This window comes from Bacillus sp. R86525 (assembly GCF_042466195.1).
Taxonomy (GTDB): Bacteria; Bacillota; Bacilli; order Bacillales; family Bacillaceae_G; genus Bacillus_A; species Bacillus_A nitratireducens.
This window is the reverse complement of record NZ_JAXHPX010000007.1, coordinates 4,246,694-4,262,164: the sequence shown is the minus strand read 5'-3', so window position 1 is coordinate 4,262,164 and position 15,471 is coordinate 4,246,694. Positions and strand designations below refer to the sequence as shown.

Annotated in this window: 12 protein-coding genes and 1 pseudogene; 8 read left to right on the top strand and 5 right to left on the bottom strand. The window is 37.7% G+C overall.

Annotation, left to right across the window (positions count from 1 at the left end; translation table 11 throughout):
- Nucleotides 1-7: 7 nt before the first annotated feature.
- Both gerPA and SJY24_RS24710 read right to left on the bottom strand, forming a co-directional pair.
- Entirely contained in the window at nucleotides 8-229 is a 222-nt protein-coding gene (gerPA, locus tag SJY24_RS24715; protein ID WP_001111190.1) for a spore germination protein GerPA, read from the bottom strand.
- Nucleotides 230-325: 96 nt separating this feature from the next.
- A complete protein-coding gene (locus SJY24_RS24710; RefSeq protein ID WP_002087032.1) occupies nucleotides 326-505 on the bottom strand; it encodes an aspartyl-phosphate phosphatase Spo0E family protein in 180 nt (59 codons plus the stop codon).
- 246 nt (nucleotides 506-751) lie between these two features.
- Here SJY24_RS24710 and SJY24_RS24705 point away from each other — a divergent pair, with 246 nt between their 5' ends.
- A complete protein-coding gene (locus SJY24_RS24705) occupies nucleotides 752-1,651 on the top strand; it encodes a fumarylacetoacetate hydrolase family protein (protein ID WP_377866519.1) in 900 nt (299 codons plus the stop codon).
- 32 nt (nucleotides 1,652-1,683) lie between these two features.
- Here the strand turns inward: SJY24_RS24705 and SJY24_RS24700 are convergent, their stop codons facing one another.
- Together SJY24_RS24700 and rocD are read right to left on the bottom strand one after the other, a co-directional pair.
- Nucleotides 1,684-1,968: a hypothetical protein gene (locus SJY24_RS24700; protein ID WP_377866518.1), complete on the bottom strand. Its 285-nt coding sequence runs from the start codon at nucleotides 1,966-1,968 to the stop codon at nucleotides 1,684-1,686.
- Nucleotides 1,969-2,074: 106 nt separating this feature from the next.
- Complete coding sequence (gene rocD, locus SJY24_RS24695) at nucleotides 2,075-3,265, bottom strand: ornithine aminotransferase (RefSeq protein ID WP_377866517.1); 1,191 nt, start codon at nucleotides 3,263-3,265, stop codon at nucleotides 2,075-2,077.
- Nucleotides 3,266-3,405: 140 nt separating this feature from the next.
- On the opposite strand from rocD, the gene SJY24_RS24690 reads away from it, so the two are divergent.
- The gene (locus tag SJY24_RS24690; protein ID WP_002149884.1) at nucleotides 3,406-3,774 is read left to right on the top strand and encodes a YisL family protein; all 369 of its coding nucleotides are present in this window, start codon (nucleotides 3,406-3,408) and stop codon (nucleotides 3,772-3,774) included.
- A gap of 129 nt (nucleotides 3,775-3,903) precedes the next feature.
- Here SJY24_RS24690 and SJY24_RS24685 read toward each other — a convergent pair whose 3' ends face one another.
- On the bottom strand, nucleotides 3,904-4,458 hold the full coding sequence (locus SJY24_RS24685) for a DUF2777 domain-containing protein (RefSeq protein WP_377866516.1): 555 nt from the start codon (nucleotides 4,456-4,458) through the stop codon (nucleotides 3,904-3,906).
- Nucleotides 4,459-4,700: 242 nt separating this feature from the next.
- Here SJY24_RS24685 and asnB point away from each other — a divergent pair, with 242 nt between their 5' ends.
- The 6 genes and pseudogenes from asnB to SJY24_RS24655 all read left to right on the top strand — a co-directional run bounded on the left by asnB (nucleotide 4,701) and on the right by SJY24_RS24655 (nucleotide 15,463).
- Nucleotides 4,701-6,548: an asparagine synthase (glutamine-hydrolyzing) gene (gene asnB, locus SJY24_RS24680; RefSeq protein WP_377866515.1), complete on the top strand. Its 1,848-nt coding sequence runs from the start codon at nucleotides 4,701-4,703 to the stop codon at nucleotides 6,546-6,548.
- A gap of 332 nt (nucleotides 6,549-6,880) precedes the next feature.
- The gene (gene hemH / locus SJY24_RS24675; RefSeq protein WP_377866514.1) at nucleotides 6,881-7,840 is read left to right on the top strand and encodes a ferrochelatase; all 960 of its coding nucleotides are present in this window, start codon (nucleotides 6,881-6,883) and stop codon (nucleotides 7,838-7,840) included.
- Between the two features lie 56 nt (nucleotides 7,841-7,896).
- Complete coding sequence (katB, locus tag SJY24_RS24670; RefSeq protein ID WP_377866513.1) at nucleotides 7,897-9,366, top strand: catalase KatB; 1,470 nt, start codon at nucleotides 7,897-7,899, stop codon at nucleotides 9,364-9,366.
- A 119-nt stretch (nucleotides 9,367-9,485) separates the two neighbouring features.
- Nucleotides 9,486-9,734 (top strand): annotated as a pseudogene (locus tag SJY24_RS24665) (hypothetical protein).
- A 732-nt stretch (nucleotides 9,735-10,466) separates the two neighbouring features.
- A complete protein-coding gene (locus tag SJY24_RS24660) occupies nucleotides 10,467-10,817 on the top strand; it encodes a YtxH domain-containing protein (RefSeq protein ID WP_048369714.1) in 351 nt (116 codons plus the stop codon).
- A 56-nt stretch (nucleotides 10,818-10,873) separates the two neighbouring features.
- The gene (locus SJY24_RS24655) at nucleotides 10,874-15,463 is read left to right on the top strand and encodes a cation-translocating P-type ATPase (protein WP_377866512.1); all 4,590 of its coding nucleotides are present in this window, start codon (nucleotides 10,874-10,876) and stop codon (nucleotides 15,461-15,463) included.
- Nucleotides 15,464-15,471 lie beyond the last annotated feature (8 nt).

Sequence of the window (15,471 nt, the reverse complement as noted above, 5' to 3'; positions counted from 1 at the left end):
GCCTCCTTTAGTTCGAACCAATTATTGCTTGATCGATTACATCTGAATCATTGACAGTCGTTGAACTTTGATAATTGTAGACAGAGACGTTATCCCCAACATTAAAGGAGCCGGCCCCAGCAAAAGCGCGTGAATAACTAATAGGCCTAATCGCAAATACATCTCCAATGTGAAAAATACCACTTGATCCAATATTAACGATACGAATATGTCCGACCATAGCTGGCATACAAAACACCTTTCGTTTTTAAAATTTTCTTTTCTACTATTGTATGGGCGTTTTCAATAAAATGTGTATTTTTTTGAAATAAAAGAAACACATACGTTATTGCGTATGTGTTTCGAACATTTGAGTGTGTGTGCAATCTGTGTGTATAGGCCAAACAACATTTAAGAGCCTGTCCAGTTCTTGGCTACAATCCACTGTTTTTTGAGAAGTCATTCCGTAGCGTTCAGCAAAATAGATCATTTTTTCGCGTTTTTTTTCGATAGCTTGCTCAAACATTGAAATCGGCTCCATCTCTCAATAAATTTTATGTATATATGTAGTACATATTATACAAAAATCCCATAAAAAAGAAACATCTTCGCTAAAAAAAGTATAATTTCTACATTTTATGTCAAATAACGGATGAGGAACAAATATAATAATGGTTGAATATTGTAAAAATTAGCGTGTATAAGAAGGTTTTTTTCTTAAGGATGCGAATACAATTAAAGGGTATGAGTTTTAGGATGGAGAGTGGAAATATTGCGTTTTGTAACGGCTAAGAAAGAAGAAAAGGTATTTGTAGGTATTGTGGATGAAGAGGAAGATAGAGTCTTACATTTAAGAGAAGCGCAAAGACAAAAAGGGGAAAAGGTTACGATCCCGATTACTATGTTAGAGTGTATTGAAAGAGGAAGTGAATGCCTTGAGAAGGTGTACGATATTGTAAATTGGGCGAAGGAAAATGCGGAAGCGGCGTATTATCCGTTAGCAGAAGTGAAAATATTAGCACCGATTCCAAGGCCGAGAAAAAATATTCTTTGTGTTGGAAAGAACTATCGTGAGCATGCGGTGGAAATGGGCGGAGTAGAGTCTATCCCTGAAAATATAATGATCTTTACAAAAGCGCCAACAACAGTGATCGGAATTGATGAGCAAATTAATGGTCACCCTCATGCAACGAATGAACTGGACTATGAAGGGGAACTAGCAATCATTATTGGTAAGCGAGGGAAACAAATAAAAATAGAAAAAGCTCTTGACCATGTTTTTGGATATACAGTTATAAATGATGTAACTGCTCGGGATATTCAAAGGAAACATAAACAATTTTTCCTAGGGAAAAGTTTCGATACATTTTGTCCGATGGGACCGTATTTAATTCATAAATCGGTGGTTAGAACGCCGAATGAATTACACATTGAAACGGTGGTAAATGGAGAAGTAAGGCAAACTTCAAATACGAGAGAAATGATTTTTTCAGTAGAAGAAATTATTTCAACTATAAGTAAAGGCATGACATTAGAGCCGGGAGATATCATTGCAACAGGGACACCAGCTGGTGTTGGTAAAGGTTTTACACCGCCGAAGTTTTTGCACGCTGGTGATGAAGTTGTTATTACAGTAGAGGGAATTGGTACGCTTAGAAATATTGTGAAATGAAAAAGAGCTATCTTTCATAAGATAGCTCTTTTCTATGGTCGCGGATTAACAGAGTAATCTATAATGGCGAAAATATACAATCCGATTAATGCTAAAGTGCAAATTCCAATTAGCATAACTGCAATTGCGCTTCTTTCGCGGCCAAAACCGATAATTGTAAGGAAAACAGCAGTCCAAAATGATGTTTTAAGTAGTGTGAATGTATTAGGAGTTGAATAATGACTGAGTAAAGTTGTAGATAATATGAAGCCGATGAATGCCATAGAAATAAAAATTGTAGCTAAATAGTTAATATGTTTACCGTATTTCAACAGCATACAGTTACCCCCTTTTTTAAGAAGACGGAATATTCAATTTTATTTTACGGTAAATTACTAAAAAAAGAAAGGGGTTGTCCTATATTTTAGGACAACCCCACTATGATTAAGATAGTACAGCTTTAATTTTTTGGAATGCCCACTCTAAATCTTCTTCAGAGATTACTAGAGGTGGTGCAATACGAATTACGTTTTCGTGTGTTTCTTTACATAATAGACCAGCTGCTTTTAGTTGTTCACAGTAAGGACGAGCTGGCTCGTTTAATTCGATACCGATGAATAAACCTTTACCACGAATATCAGTAATCATTGGGTTATCAATTTCTTTTAATTGCCCAACTAATTTTTCTCCCAATTGAAGAGAACGCTCTGTTAACTTTTCTTCTTCTAATACTTCAAGAGCTGCGATAGAAACAGCACATGCAAGTGGGTTACCACCGAATGTAGAACCGTGAGAACCTGGCTCGAATACGCCTAAAATGTCGCTGTTTGCTGCAACACAAGAGATTGGGAATACGCCGCCGCCAAGTGCTTTACCAAGTATGTACATGTCAGGAGTTACATTGTCCCAGTCGCAAGCAAATATTTTACCAGTACGGCCTAAGCCTGTTTGGATTTCATCTGCTACGAATAAAACGTTTTCTTTTTTACATACTTCAAAAGCTTCTTTTAAGAAACCAGCTGGTGGAATGTTAATTCCTGCTTCACCTTGGATTGGCTCTAAAATGAATGCAGCTGTATTTGGTGTAATCGCAGCTTTTAACGCTTCTAAATCACCGTAAGGAATTACAATAATGCCAGGAAGCATTGGACCGAATCCACGCTTGTACTCTTCATTTGATGACATAGAAACAGCACCCATTGTACGTCCGTGGAAGTTATCTTCACAAACGATGATTTCTGCACGGTTTGCCTCTACCTTTTTCACATCGTAAGCCCAGCGACGAGCTGTTTTAATTGCAGTTTCAACAGCTTCTGCGCCTGTATTCATAGGAAGTACCATATTTTTATTTGTTAGTTTCGCAACTTTTTCGTACCAAGGACCTAATTGATCGCTATGGAAAGCACGAGAAGTTAACGTAACTCGATTAGCTTGGTCAATTAAAGCGTTAATGATTTTTGGATGACGATGACCTTGGTTTACTGCAGAATATGCACTTAATAAGTCCATATAGCGGTTTCCTTCAGGATCTTCTACCCAAACGCCTTCTGCTTTAGAAATAACGATTGGAAGTGGATGGTAGTTATTTGCTCCGTATGTGTCTGTAAGTTCGATAATATCCTTAGTTTGAATCATGATTGTTCCCCCTTTTGTTATTACAAGAAGTTTGTAAATACTCTAAATATTATAGCATTTAAATGTAAAAAAGCGAAACATTTCCTGAAAATAAATGAACATGTTATCATATAGAGTGAAAAAGAGGAGGCAGGGATACGATGATACATATGCATATTACAGCATGGGCGTTAGGATTAATTTTATTCTTCGTTGCGTATTCACTTTATTCAGCAGGAAGAAAAGGTAAAGGTGTACATATGGGGCTTCGCCTTATGTATATTATCATTATTGTGACAGGTTTCATGTTGTACATGAGTATTGTGAAGACGGCGACAGGTAGCATGCACATGTGGTATGGCATGAAAATGCTAGCTGGTATTTTAGTTATCGGTGGAATGGAAATGGTTCTTGTAAAAATGAGCAAAAACAAACCAACAGGGGCGGTTTGGGGCTTATTTATTGTCGCGCTAGTAGCGGTATTATACTTAGGACTAAAATTACCGCTTGGCTGGTACGTATTCAAATAAAAATAAAACCACCTTATGATCTCAAATGTTTGGGAGATAAGGTGGTTTTATTTTTATTTTATCCCGTAAATACCCGATTGATGAGGGCTAATAATCAGTGGGGGATACCCCACTGATTAAAGTTTCACTTTATGTTGCATCAATATGTAACTCTTCTCCGTTTACTTTCGTAAAACGGAACATGTTTTTATTTGACATAGCGTGACGAACGAAATGGTGCTGCAGTGTACAAATCATCTCTTCATTATCAAATAAAAGAATATTTACTCCTTCGCATGCTTCCTCTTTCGGCAAGAAGGATAAATAATTATGACAATACATGCAATCATATAAAGAGTAATGAAGCGATTGTAATGCCTCAGTTAATAATGTAAAGACAGAGTCAGGTAACTCCTCAAGCCATTCATTATAGCTAAGAAGTAATTTTTTTCTAATTCGTATCATTTCTCCATTTTGCAAATGATGCTGTTCGTTGGCGATTTGTAATACATCTTGTTCATAGAAACGGGCTGGTAGCCAATTGTTGTTATACAAAAGTTCAAAGCCATCTTGGATAATATCTTCTAATAAAAATGCTTCATCATTTTCATCATCAAAGAATACCCATTCATTGTTTATATATTCTACATTACCGACTGTATGAGCGCGCGGCTGGTTATACAAAATATGTTTGCGTTGTACCATAGTTCATTTCTCCTTTTATAGAAATAGTTATTCTTGTTATGGACAGTTCGTACGTTCTTTATAACTAGACACACCTAAAGAGAGGTGGGCATACAATAAAACACGCTTTACACTGTGAAACTGCTATTCCATATATGAATAGTTAGTTATCGTCAAGTTTGTTGTTTTTATGTATCCGCACTCATAGGGTGGGGATTACTGCACGTTTAGAAACAGATATTAGATTAGGAAGGATGATTCTTATGTGCGGGATTACAGGATGGGTGGATTATAAGCGCTCATTAGAAGGGGAAAGGGACGTCGTGACGAAAATGGCGGAAACGCTAGCGAAACGTGGTCCAGATGATAACAAAGTTTGGATAAAAGGAAACGTCGCATTTGGGCATAAACGGTTAATCGTTGTAGATCCTGAAGGTGGTAAACAGCCTATGACCTGTTTAAAGGATGAAACGAATTATGCCATTTGCTATAACGGTGAACTGTATAACACAGAAGACATTCGGAAGGAGTTGTTAAGAAGAGGGTACACATTCAAAGGTCATTCTGATACGGAAGTATTATTAGCTTCTTATATCGAATGGAAAGAAGAATGTGTCGATCATTTAAACGGTATATATGCGTTTGCAGTATGGGATGAACAGAAAGAACAAGTGTTTATTGCAAGAGATCGATTAGGTGTAAAACCGCTTTTTTATAAATATGATAGTGGACGATTATTATTTGGTTCAGAGTTAAAAGCGATACTGGCGCATCCAGAGGTGAAGGCGGAAGTAACGCTAGAAGGATTATCAGAAATATTCGGTCTTGGACCATCTAGAACGCCTGGTCATGGTATTTATGCTGGTATTAAAGAATTGCGCCCAGGCCATGCGATGACATTTTCAAAGAACGGTTTATGTATATGGAGATATTGGAATGTAGAAAGTAAAACACATGAAGATTCCTTTGAAGAAACAGTAGAGAAAACACGCTTTTTATTACAAGATGCAATTACAAGGCAACTCGTTTCTGACGTACCGTTATGCACATTTTTATCGGGCGGTGTAGATTCAAGTGCAATAACAGCAATTGCCGCAAAAGAATATGAAAGATCAGGGAAAGGTCAATTGCACACGTATTCTATTGACTATGAAGATAACGAAAAATACTTTAAAGCGAATGCATTTCAGCCCAATTCAGATGCTCCATTTATTAATTTAATGACTGAGACATTTCAAACAATCCATCACCGTTGTGTCATCTCAAATGAACAACTAGCACAGTATTTAACAGAAGCAGTGCTCGTTCGTGATTTGCCAGGTATGGCAGATATTGATTCTTCATTATTATGGTTTTGCCGTGAAATAAAACAAGATTTTGTCGTCGGTTTATCTGGAGAATGTGCAGATGAAATATTTGGTGGCTATCCGTGGTTTTATAGAGAAGATGATTTACAATCAAGTGCATTTCCGTGGATGCGCTCTACAGAGGCGCGCGAACAACTTCTAAAGAAAGAATGGAGAAATAAATTAAATTTACAACAATATGTGCAACAACGCTATGAAGAATCCATTCAAGAAGTTCCGATTTTAGAGGGAGAAAGCCCGCTAGAAGCAAAGAGACGACAATTATTTTATTTGAACATGGTTTGGTTTATGACAACATTATTAGACAGAAAAGACCGTATGAGTATGGGGGCAAGCTTAGAAGTACGCGTTCCATTTGCGGACCACCGACTTGTCGAATATGCGTGGAATATTCCTTGGGAAATGAAAATGTATAAAAACCGCGAAAAAGGTCTATTGCGTAAGGCATTAGAAGGATTACTTCCAAATGATATATTGTATAGAAAGAAAAGTCCGTATCCGAAAACGCATAATCCATACTATACGAAAGCAGTAACAGTATGGCTACAAGATTTATTAACGGATAAAGGATCAATTTTACACGAACTATTCGATAAAGAGCAGCTGAGTGGATTGATTGAGTCTGGCGGAAGTGCATTCCAATCGCCTTGGTTCGGTCAATTAATGACTGGACCTCAGCTTTTAGCCCATTTAGCACAAATTCATGTTTGGTTTAAAGAATATGGGGTAAATATTAAGGAATAGAAGAAAAGCGGCTTACACTTATGTGAGCCGCTATTTTATTAAAAAAATTGTCATATAAAATTCAAAATCATATTAGAAATAATACTTATTTAGAATAATTATTTTGACGTACTTATTATTACTTGTTATAATTGGAAACAAATGTTCTTGAAAAGGATTCTCATTTATAAGGTGAAACTTTAATCAGTGGGGGCATCCCCACTGATTATTAGTTGAACTAATCGGGCGTTTAGGGGCAGTTGATCTCCCGGCTAAATTTTTTGCACTCGCCGAACTTTGAGGTGGGAGTCTTGCTGCCCGTTAACGCGGGACAAAATTGAGGTGTTATATAGATGACGAAGAAGAAAATAGGTTTGCTTGTAATGGCATATGGAACGCCGGAGTCATTAGATGATGTAGAGGCATATTATACACATATCCGTCATGGGCGTAAGCCGTCTGAAGAAGCGCTTCAAGATTTAATCGGGCGCTATAAAGCGATTGGCGGAATTTCACCACTTGCAAAAATAACGAAAGAGCAGGCACATAAATTAACAGATTCATTGAATAAAATGTATACAGAGTATGAATTTGTTTGTTACTTAGGTTTAAAACATATTACTCCGTTTATTGAAGATGCAGTAGAAGAGATGAAGAAAGATGGAATTGAGCAGGCGATTAGTATCGTATTAGCACCGCACTATTCTACATTTAGCATTCAAGCGTATAATGACCGTGCAATTCGCCTATCAAAAGAAATAGGTGGGCCTGTTATTGAACCGATTGAGCAATGGTACGATGAACCGAAGTTTATTTCTTATTGGGCAAATCAAATTGAAGAAACGTTTGCTAACATTGTAGATAAAGAGAAGGCAATTGTTATTTTTTCTGCACATAGTTTACCGGAGAAAATTATTGCTGATGGAGACCCTTACGTAGAGCAATTACAGCAGACAGCGGATTTAATTGCGGCAGAAGCCAGTATAAAGCATTATACAACGGGTTGGCAAAGTGCAGGAAATACCCCTGATCCATGGATTGGGCCAGATGTGCAAGATTTAACGAGAGATTTATATGAAGAACATGGATATGAATCTTTCGTATATTGTCCAGTTGGCTTTGTGGCAGAGCATTTAGAAGTTTTATATGACAACGATTATGAATGTAAAGTTGTAACTGATGAATTAAATGCTGCATATTTTAGACCGAATATGCCTAATTCACAATCTGTATTTATTGATTGCTTAGCTGAAATTGTTTCCAAAAAAATGAAGGGAATAGTTGACAAGGATTTATTTTTGAATAATAATTAGTTTATAATAATTTTAAATAAATAATAATTACTAGGAAAGAAAGAGGAGGATCCCCCATGACTAATCCAAATAATCGCTTAACAACAAACCAAGGTGCTCCGGTTGGAGATAACCAAAATTCTCGTACAGCCGGTCGCCGTGGACCGGTATTGTTAGAAGACTATCATTTAGTAGAAAAACTGGCTCACTTTGATCGTGAACGTATTCCAGAGCGCGTTGTGCATGCACGTGGTGCAGGTGCTCACGGTGTATTCGTAACGAAAAACAGCATGAAGCAATATACGAAAGCAGCGTTTTTACAAAATGAAGGAACTGAAACACCTGTATTCGTTCGTTTCTCAACGGTTATTCATGGTCAAGGTTCTCCAGAAACAGCGCGTGATCCACGAGGGTTCGCTGTTAAATTTTATACAGAAGAAGGGAACTACGATATCGTAGGTAACCATTTACCAGTTTTCTTCATTCGTGATGCAATTAAATTCCCGGACATGGTGCATTCTTTGAAACCAGCACCTGATACAAATGTTCAAACACCAGATCGTTACTGGGATTTCATGACGTTAACTCCAGAATCTACACATATGATGACATGGGTATTTTCTGATTATGGAACGCCAGCAAACTACCGTGAAATGGAAGGTTTCGGTGTCCATTCATTTAAATGGATTAATGCAGAAGGAAAAATTGTTTACATTAAATATCATTGGAAACCACAACAAGGTGTACGTAATTTAAATGCGAAAGAAGTGCAAGAAGTACAAGGAAAAGACTTCAGCCATGCAACTCGTGACTTGTTCGATGCAATCGAAAAAGGAAATTATCCGAAGTGGGATTTACACGTACAAGTGATGCAACTAGAAGAAACGGATTCTTTAGATTTCGATCCATTAGATCCGACGAAAGTATGGCCAGAAGATCGTTTCCCATTAATTGAAGTAGGGACGATGACGTTAAATCGTAACCCGAAAAACTTCTTTGCGGAAGTAGAACAAGTGGCGTTCTCTCCAAGTGCAACTGTAAATGGTATTGAACCATCTGAAGATAAATTATTGCAAGGTCGTTTATTCTCTTACCCAGATACACAGCGTTACCGCCTTGGTGCGAATTACTTACAAATTCCTGTTAACTGCCCGTATGCAGCTGTTCACAACCAACAACGTGATGGTGCGATGCAAATTAATCAAAATCCATCTACAATTAACTACGAACCGAGCCGTCATGCTGAAAATCCAGTTGAAGACCCAACTTACCATGATTCAACTATGAATGTAGAAGGCTATGTATCTCGTGAAAAAATTGACAAACCAAATGACTTCAAGCAAGCGGGTGAGCGTTACCGTTCATTCTCTAAAGAAGAGCAAGACAACTTAATTGCAAATTTAACAAATGACTTAAAAGACGTAAATGAACGCACAAAATTACTAGCTGTTTGTAACTTCTTCCGTGCAGATCAAGAGTATGGAATGCGCTTAGCGCAAGCTTTAAATGTTGATATTACGCAATATGTAGGGAATGCTCCGAAGTAAATAGGAAAAGACGACCGGAAGAATTTTCGGTCGTCTTTTTTTGTAAAAGATGTTTTATATGATGTGTAAAAGATTTTATACTCTTATCAAATAAATTTTACATACAAGAGATGTATTTCATGAATGTTGCGATTTTTATTATTGCGTTAAGTGTCTTTTTATTTGTAGTGTTTGCTATTATAAAAATGTTTATAGCGATTGGGAAATAAAGCGATGGCCGAGCTGTTTCAAATTGAGATAGGGTTAATGGTACTTGAGATGATCTCTTTTATTTATCACCGTTTAATCCAGTTCGCTTTTTAGTTGTAATAGCGATTGCGTTTCTTATTATATTGAGTATGAATAAAAGGAAGTACGGTGATTCGTAAATCATGCCTTGGTATTTTTCATTTTCACCATGTCGGAATTTGTTGGTAAATCGATATATTGAAAGAATCGCTGATATATTTCTTATAATACAAGATGGGGTATTGAGAGGCGCGAATATAAACACAAGTAAGCACTATGTAACAAGTCCCCTATATTTAATAAAGCTAAGTGGCCTGAGTTCTACAGTAGATAGGAACTCAGGCTTTTTTATGCGAAAAATTTATGAAATCTTTTTGGGATAAAACTGAGGACAAGAAAGAGTGCGATTTCACCTAAAATAGCGACAATGATATTGAATAAGAAGGTACGAAAGTTTGCAGTGATATGATTAAGAATAGCGTATTTCCAATAGGATAAGCTCATGAAAATCACTCCCTGAGGCATTTTTTATAGTATATAAAATTTGTTTCATAAAAGTGCATGTCTTAGTTTGTAATTTGTAAAAAAACAAAATGAATTCTCAATATAATCTCAACAATTGAGTAAGAATAACATGGAATATATTACCTGTATCCTTGCATAAGAATAGAAAAGTTCACAAAAAAATTTCAGAATTAACATAAAATTTACAAAAAACTAATAATTTGTTGAAATACTACAAACAAAAATATATACTCAATATATACTTTTTACAAAAAAAGGATGTGGTTAAGTGGATTATATGTGTACTTAGCTGTATAGGTTTGTTTTATTTTGCGGATTTGAAAAAAATTAAGTGAGGAGAAATGTACATGTTTCGATTTATGAAATCACCAATCGGTATAGCGGTTGGGGTAGCAGCGGTTATATTGGCGTCACCGAAAGCGAGAAAGGGATTACGAAAACTTGCAGTAAAAACAGTATCAGCCTTTCTTGGTGCGAAAGAACAAATGCAAAGTGCTGGTTCAGAAATGGAAGAAGCTTTGCCAAAAGTGAAAGAAGCGGCACGTAAAGTGGCTGTGAAAACAGTATCACCAATTATAGGAGCGGTAGAAGCTGTTCCAAATACAATTTCTAAATTCCAGGAAAAATGGGTTTCTCGTGTAAATGCGTATCATTCTGAGCAAAATATAGATTATGAAAATTTGCCCGTCAGTCCTTAAGTACTACATGAGCAATAAATCTTTTTACTTCCTTCAAGACGATAAGGAGGATGATGATGCAAAGTAAATCATTAAAAGCGAGATTTATACGATCGTTACCTGGAAGAATTCGAATTGAAATTTACAAGCTAAAATACAATAAGAACATGGCGAACTTGATATTAGATCGATTTAGTCAAGAGGAAGGTATTTATCAAGTACGGCCCTCAATTTCTACAGGGAGAGCCCTTATTACTTACGATACCAACAAGACATCTCTACATAACATTTGCAAAATAATTCAGCTTATAGAAGAACAAGTGACGAAGCGAAAGAAAAGTAGTACAAATAACAGTGACGAAAAGAAGGAATTAATAGATTGTTCATCTAGTGTAGTTTCTCGTGATTCTGCCACTGTTCATAGAAAAAAGGATGAAGGTGTGCCATTACCGTTAGCGCTCTCAGTTGTCGGATTAGGTGCTTTCGGCATAAAACAATTACTTATGGGTAGATCAGCTTTAGCTAGAAGTCCGGGTCTTTTTTACGCATCCGGAGCTTTATCCGTTGTGACGGGTTATCCGTTTCTTAAACGAGGATTTAAGAAAATGGTTGCTAGCAAAAAGGTGAATTCTGATCTTGTACTTGGTGTAGGGACTCTTGCACTTGCGCTTGCGCGGGAGAATATTGTCGTGCTTGCCGGCCTTAGTCTATTAAACTACTTGAATTGGAAGCGTAGTCAAGCAAACATAAACGAAGAAAATGAAGCGTATAAAGAAAATCTCCTCTCGCCAGAGATTAAAGCGTATAGTGAAAAACAATCAAAGTGGGGAATGATTTTTGGAGGAGCAACTTGGGCCTTCACTAGAAATCCTTTGCGTGGAATGGCAGTGTTGTTAGCGGCTAATCCGAAACCAGCTGTCTCATCGGCAGAATATGCGTGGCGACAAGGTGACCTCGTCGCGAGAGAAAGAGGATATGTCATTCCAAGCGGTGGGTCGTTATCGCAATTGTCTCGAACAAAAAAGATAGTATTAGATGATACATCTCGTATATTCCAGGCCTCAGCAGAGGGGATGAGTTGTATTTCGCAAGATGAAAATGAAGGGCAAGTTTGGTGCACGGTGGCTTCTCTTATTGAGAAAAGTGAGCATGTATGGAAAGAGGAAGTCGTGCAACGGGCTACGCAAACTGGAAGAACGTTAAGAAAAGCGTTTGAAGTTCAAGTAGAGAATGAAGGAATAAAAGGTGAAATTCAAGGAATAACTTCCTTTTTCGGAAGTAAAGATTTTGCCGAGCGAAATGGTGTAGATATAAGTGCGTATGAGCTGGAAGCGAAGAGGCTTGAAAAAGAAGGATTCCAAGTTCAGTACGTCGCTAAAAATAAAGAATGCCTCGGTCTACTAGTTGGATCAAAGGTTACTATTATTCCTGAATTCAAAGAAGTAGTGAATGGGTTACATGAAAACAAATGGAGTATAGGCGTTTTGCAAAATAGTTTACATGTAAATCGTAACATTCTTTCTCATTATGGTGTGGATGATAGCTGGCAGCAGGGTGATGCTGTCGAACGGGTAAAATTGCTTCGTTCAAATGGAGAAGAGGTATTATTTGCAACTGATCAAAATACCGATTTTCCGACTATATCATTTGAAGAAATAAAAAATATCTCTCAATCTACAGCGTATGCAAACCGAATCAATATGTTGGTGAATGAGCATTTCCGCGCAGCGAAAGTGTGGAATGTGGTGGGAGAGATGTTAGCGGTTTGGTCTATATTCACAGCACCTGTAATCGCCTTATTTGCAAATGCTTTATCGTTAACGTTTGTATCTAGGGCGAAAAGAATGAGCGAGAAGATATTTTCTTATGGAGAATTGTCGAAAATGGATTCTTCTCAGCCAAAAGTGATTCCTGCCAAACAAGATCAAATTCCGTGGTATACATTTAATCAAGAAAAAGTAATGAATAGATTACAAGTTGAGAAGCAATATGGATTAAGTAATGCACAAGTAAATATGCGAAAAGAAGAATACGGAATGAACCAAATTGAACCGAAACCGTCAGTTCCTTGGATTGTATCGTTTATGGGCCAATTTAAAGAATTTACATCGCTTATTTTACTCGGAGCAGCTGGATTATCTGTTGTATCTGGTGGCTGGTTCGATGGATTAGCGATGGGGACAATTCTCGTTGTAAATGCAATAATTGGGACGCTTCAAGAGCGGAAGGCGGAAAAGGTAGTTGAGGCTTTAAATCAATTCCGAGCCCCTATTTGTAAAGTAATACGAGAAGAAGCGGAAATAGAAATATCAAGTAGTGAACTCGTTCCTGGAGATATTGTCTGCCTTGAAGCGGGAGACCGTGTACCTGCTGATCTTCGCGTTGTTAACTCTTGGAACTTAGAAATTAACGAAGCGATGTTAACGGGAGAATCACTTCCAGTTGAAAAGAAAGCGGACGCTGTGTTAGAAGAGTGTTCGTTAGCAGAACGAAACAATATGCTCTTTATGGGGACGTCTGTAACACGAGGTAAAGCGGTAGCAATTGTAGTGGAAACAGGTATGCATACAGAGATGGGCTATATGATCTCCTTAATGAAAGGGGAAGAAACAGAGCCTACGCCGCTGCAGCAAAAGGTGACATCTATTAGTAAAACATTTATTAAAGGAGCGTTTGTAGCTGGCGGTCTTGTACTTGTGGCGGGGCTACTAAGGGGACTGCCAATTACGCAAATGATTACAACATCGGTTGCTCTTACTGCTTCTGCTGTTCCGGAAGGATTACCAATTATGATTACGATTGCTTTAAGTGCGGGTATATTCCGTATGCAAAAGCAAAATGCGCTCGTTCGAAAGCTTTCGAGTTTAGAAACACTTGGCAGAACGACGGTTATTTGTTCTGATAAAACGGGAACTCTTACGAAAAATGAAATGACGGTTAAAGTAATTGCTACGCCGAATCGTTTATGGAGTGTAACCGGTGATGGGTATGAACCAGTAGGGACGATTGCTGATGTAACTTCATCTAAAGTCGCTGCTGCTGTAGATACGGAGATAGAAGAGGCTATTTATCATAAAACGGAAAATATGCCGCTAGAAAATCCAGATTTAGCTCGTATTCTTCAGATTGGTGTCCTTTGTAACAATAGTAAATTAGAGCAGGAAGATGATTTGTGGGTTGTAAAAGGTGATCCGACTGAAGGAGCTTTATTAAGCTTAGCTTCGAAAGCGGGGGCATTACAGGAAGGTATGGCGTCGTTTGAACGCCATCATGAAGAACCATTTGATTCAGAGACGAAAATTATGAGTGTTGTTTGTAAAGAGAGTAACGCTGAAGGGTTATATAAGTTCTCAAAAGGTTCTGTAGAGGCGATTCTTACTCGTTGTAAATGGTATCAAGATAACGGTCAAATATATCCGTTATGTGATAAGCAAAAAGAAGTTATTTTGCAACAAAATGAAGAGTTTGCAAAACAAGCATTACGAGTATTAGGTTTTGCGTACAGCAATGGCGAAAGTGATGATCTTACTTTTGTTGGATTAGTCGGTATGATCGATCCGCCAAAACCTGAAGTGGAAGAGAGTATTCGTGAAGCGATTGAGTTAGGTGTGAGGCCAGTAATGATTACGGGAGATCATCCGACTACGGCGATTTCTATTGCGAAACAAACTGGAATTTGGAATCGTGAAGATCGTGTTTTAACGGGATTAGAAATTGATAGCATGGCAGATGAAGAATTAAAAGAAGTTGTGAAAAACACATCTGTGTTTGCTCGTGTTACCCCGGCTCACAAATTACGAATTGTAACTGCCTTCCAATCCGACGGTCAAATCGTCGCGATGACTGGAGATGGTGTAAATGATACACCGGCTATAAAAAAGGCGAATATCGGTATTGCGATGGGGCAAACCGGAACAGAAGTTACGAAAGAAGCTGCTGATTTGATTTTGAAAAAGGATCATTTCGGTTCAATTGTTGAAGGGGTAAAAGAAGGTAGAACAATCATCGGAAATATTCGTAAAGCAGTTGGTTGTTTATTGACGGGGAATTTAGCGGAAGTGTTAGTGACTAGTGCTGCTGTTATAGCGGGAATGCCAATTCCGTTAGTGCCAATTCAAATTTTATTAATGAATCTTATTACCGATGCTTTACCAGCGATGATTTTAGCTGTAAACCCTGGAAACAAAACGAAGCAAACGAAACGCCAAGATATTGTTGATAAAGATTTGTACAAAAAAGTTATTACAAGAGGAGTATTGCTTGGGGTAGGTTCGCTCGCTGTATTTGGTATTAGTTTAGCGGCTGGAGTACCTCTTCCAGTAGCACAAACATCAGCATTTGCAGCTTTAGTTGCCGGGCAGCTCATTCAAACTTTCTCTTGGAGACAAGAGGGATCAGAAGAAACAATTCGTGATTGGTCAAAAGACCGTTTCTTTATTGCAGCGTTAGGAACGTCTTGGCTCGTATTATTATCAGCTATATATGTACCTGCGTTAGCTCGTATATTCCATACCGTTCCGTTAACGCTCGCGCAATGGATACCTGTTCTTCTCGTAGCGGGCACAGTGTCTCAAATCGCGAAACCTATTATTAAATTAGTTTCATATAAGAATACTGATTTAGTAAAACCAGTAGTTTCTGAACCTGCATTATTAAAAACAGTGTAAAGGAGCAA

Coding starts and splice junctions, on each gene's coding strand:
- gerPA (WP_001111190.1), bottom strand. CDS start 229: ATGCCAGCTATGGTCGGACATATTCGTATCGTTAATATTGGATCAAGT.
- SJY24_RS24685 (WP_377866516.1), bottom strand. CDS start 4,458: ATGGTACAACGCAAACATATTTTGTATAACCAGCCGCGCGCTCATACA.
- hemH (WP_377866514.1), top strand. CDS start 6,881: ATGACGAAGAAGAAAATAGGTTTGCTTGTAATGGCATATGGAACGCCG.
- katB (WP_377866513.1), top strand. CDS start 7,897: ATGACTAATCCAAATAATCGCTTAACAACAAACCAAGGTGCTCCGGTT.
- SJY24_RS24660 (WP_048369714.1), top strand. CDS start 10,467: ATGTTTCGATTTATGAAATCACCAATCGGTATAGCGGTTGGGGTAGCA.
- SJY24_RS24700 (WP_377866518.1), bottom strand. CDS start 1,968: ATGCTGTTGAAATACGGTAAACATATTAACTATTTAGCTACAATTTTT.
- asnB (WP_377866515.1), top strand. CDS start 4,701: ATGTGCGGGATTACAGGATGGGTGGATTATAAGCGCTCATTAGAAGGG.
- SJY24_RS24710 (WP_002087032.1), bottom strand. CDS start 505: ATGTTTGAGCAAGCTATCGAAAAAAAACGCGAAAAAATGATCTATTTT.
- SJY24_RS24690 (WP_002149884.1), top strand. CDS start 3,406: ATGATACATATGCATATTACAGCATGGGCGTTAGGATTAATTTTATTC.
- rocD (WP_377866517.1), bottom strand. CDS start 3,265: ATGATTCAAACTAAGGATATTATCGAACTTACAGACACATACGGAGCA.
- SJY24_RS24655 (WP_377866512.1), top strand. CDS start 10,874: ATGCAAAGTAAATCATTAAAAGCGAGATTTATACGATCGTTACCTGGA.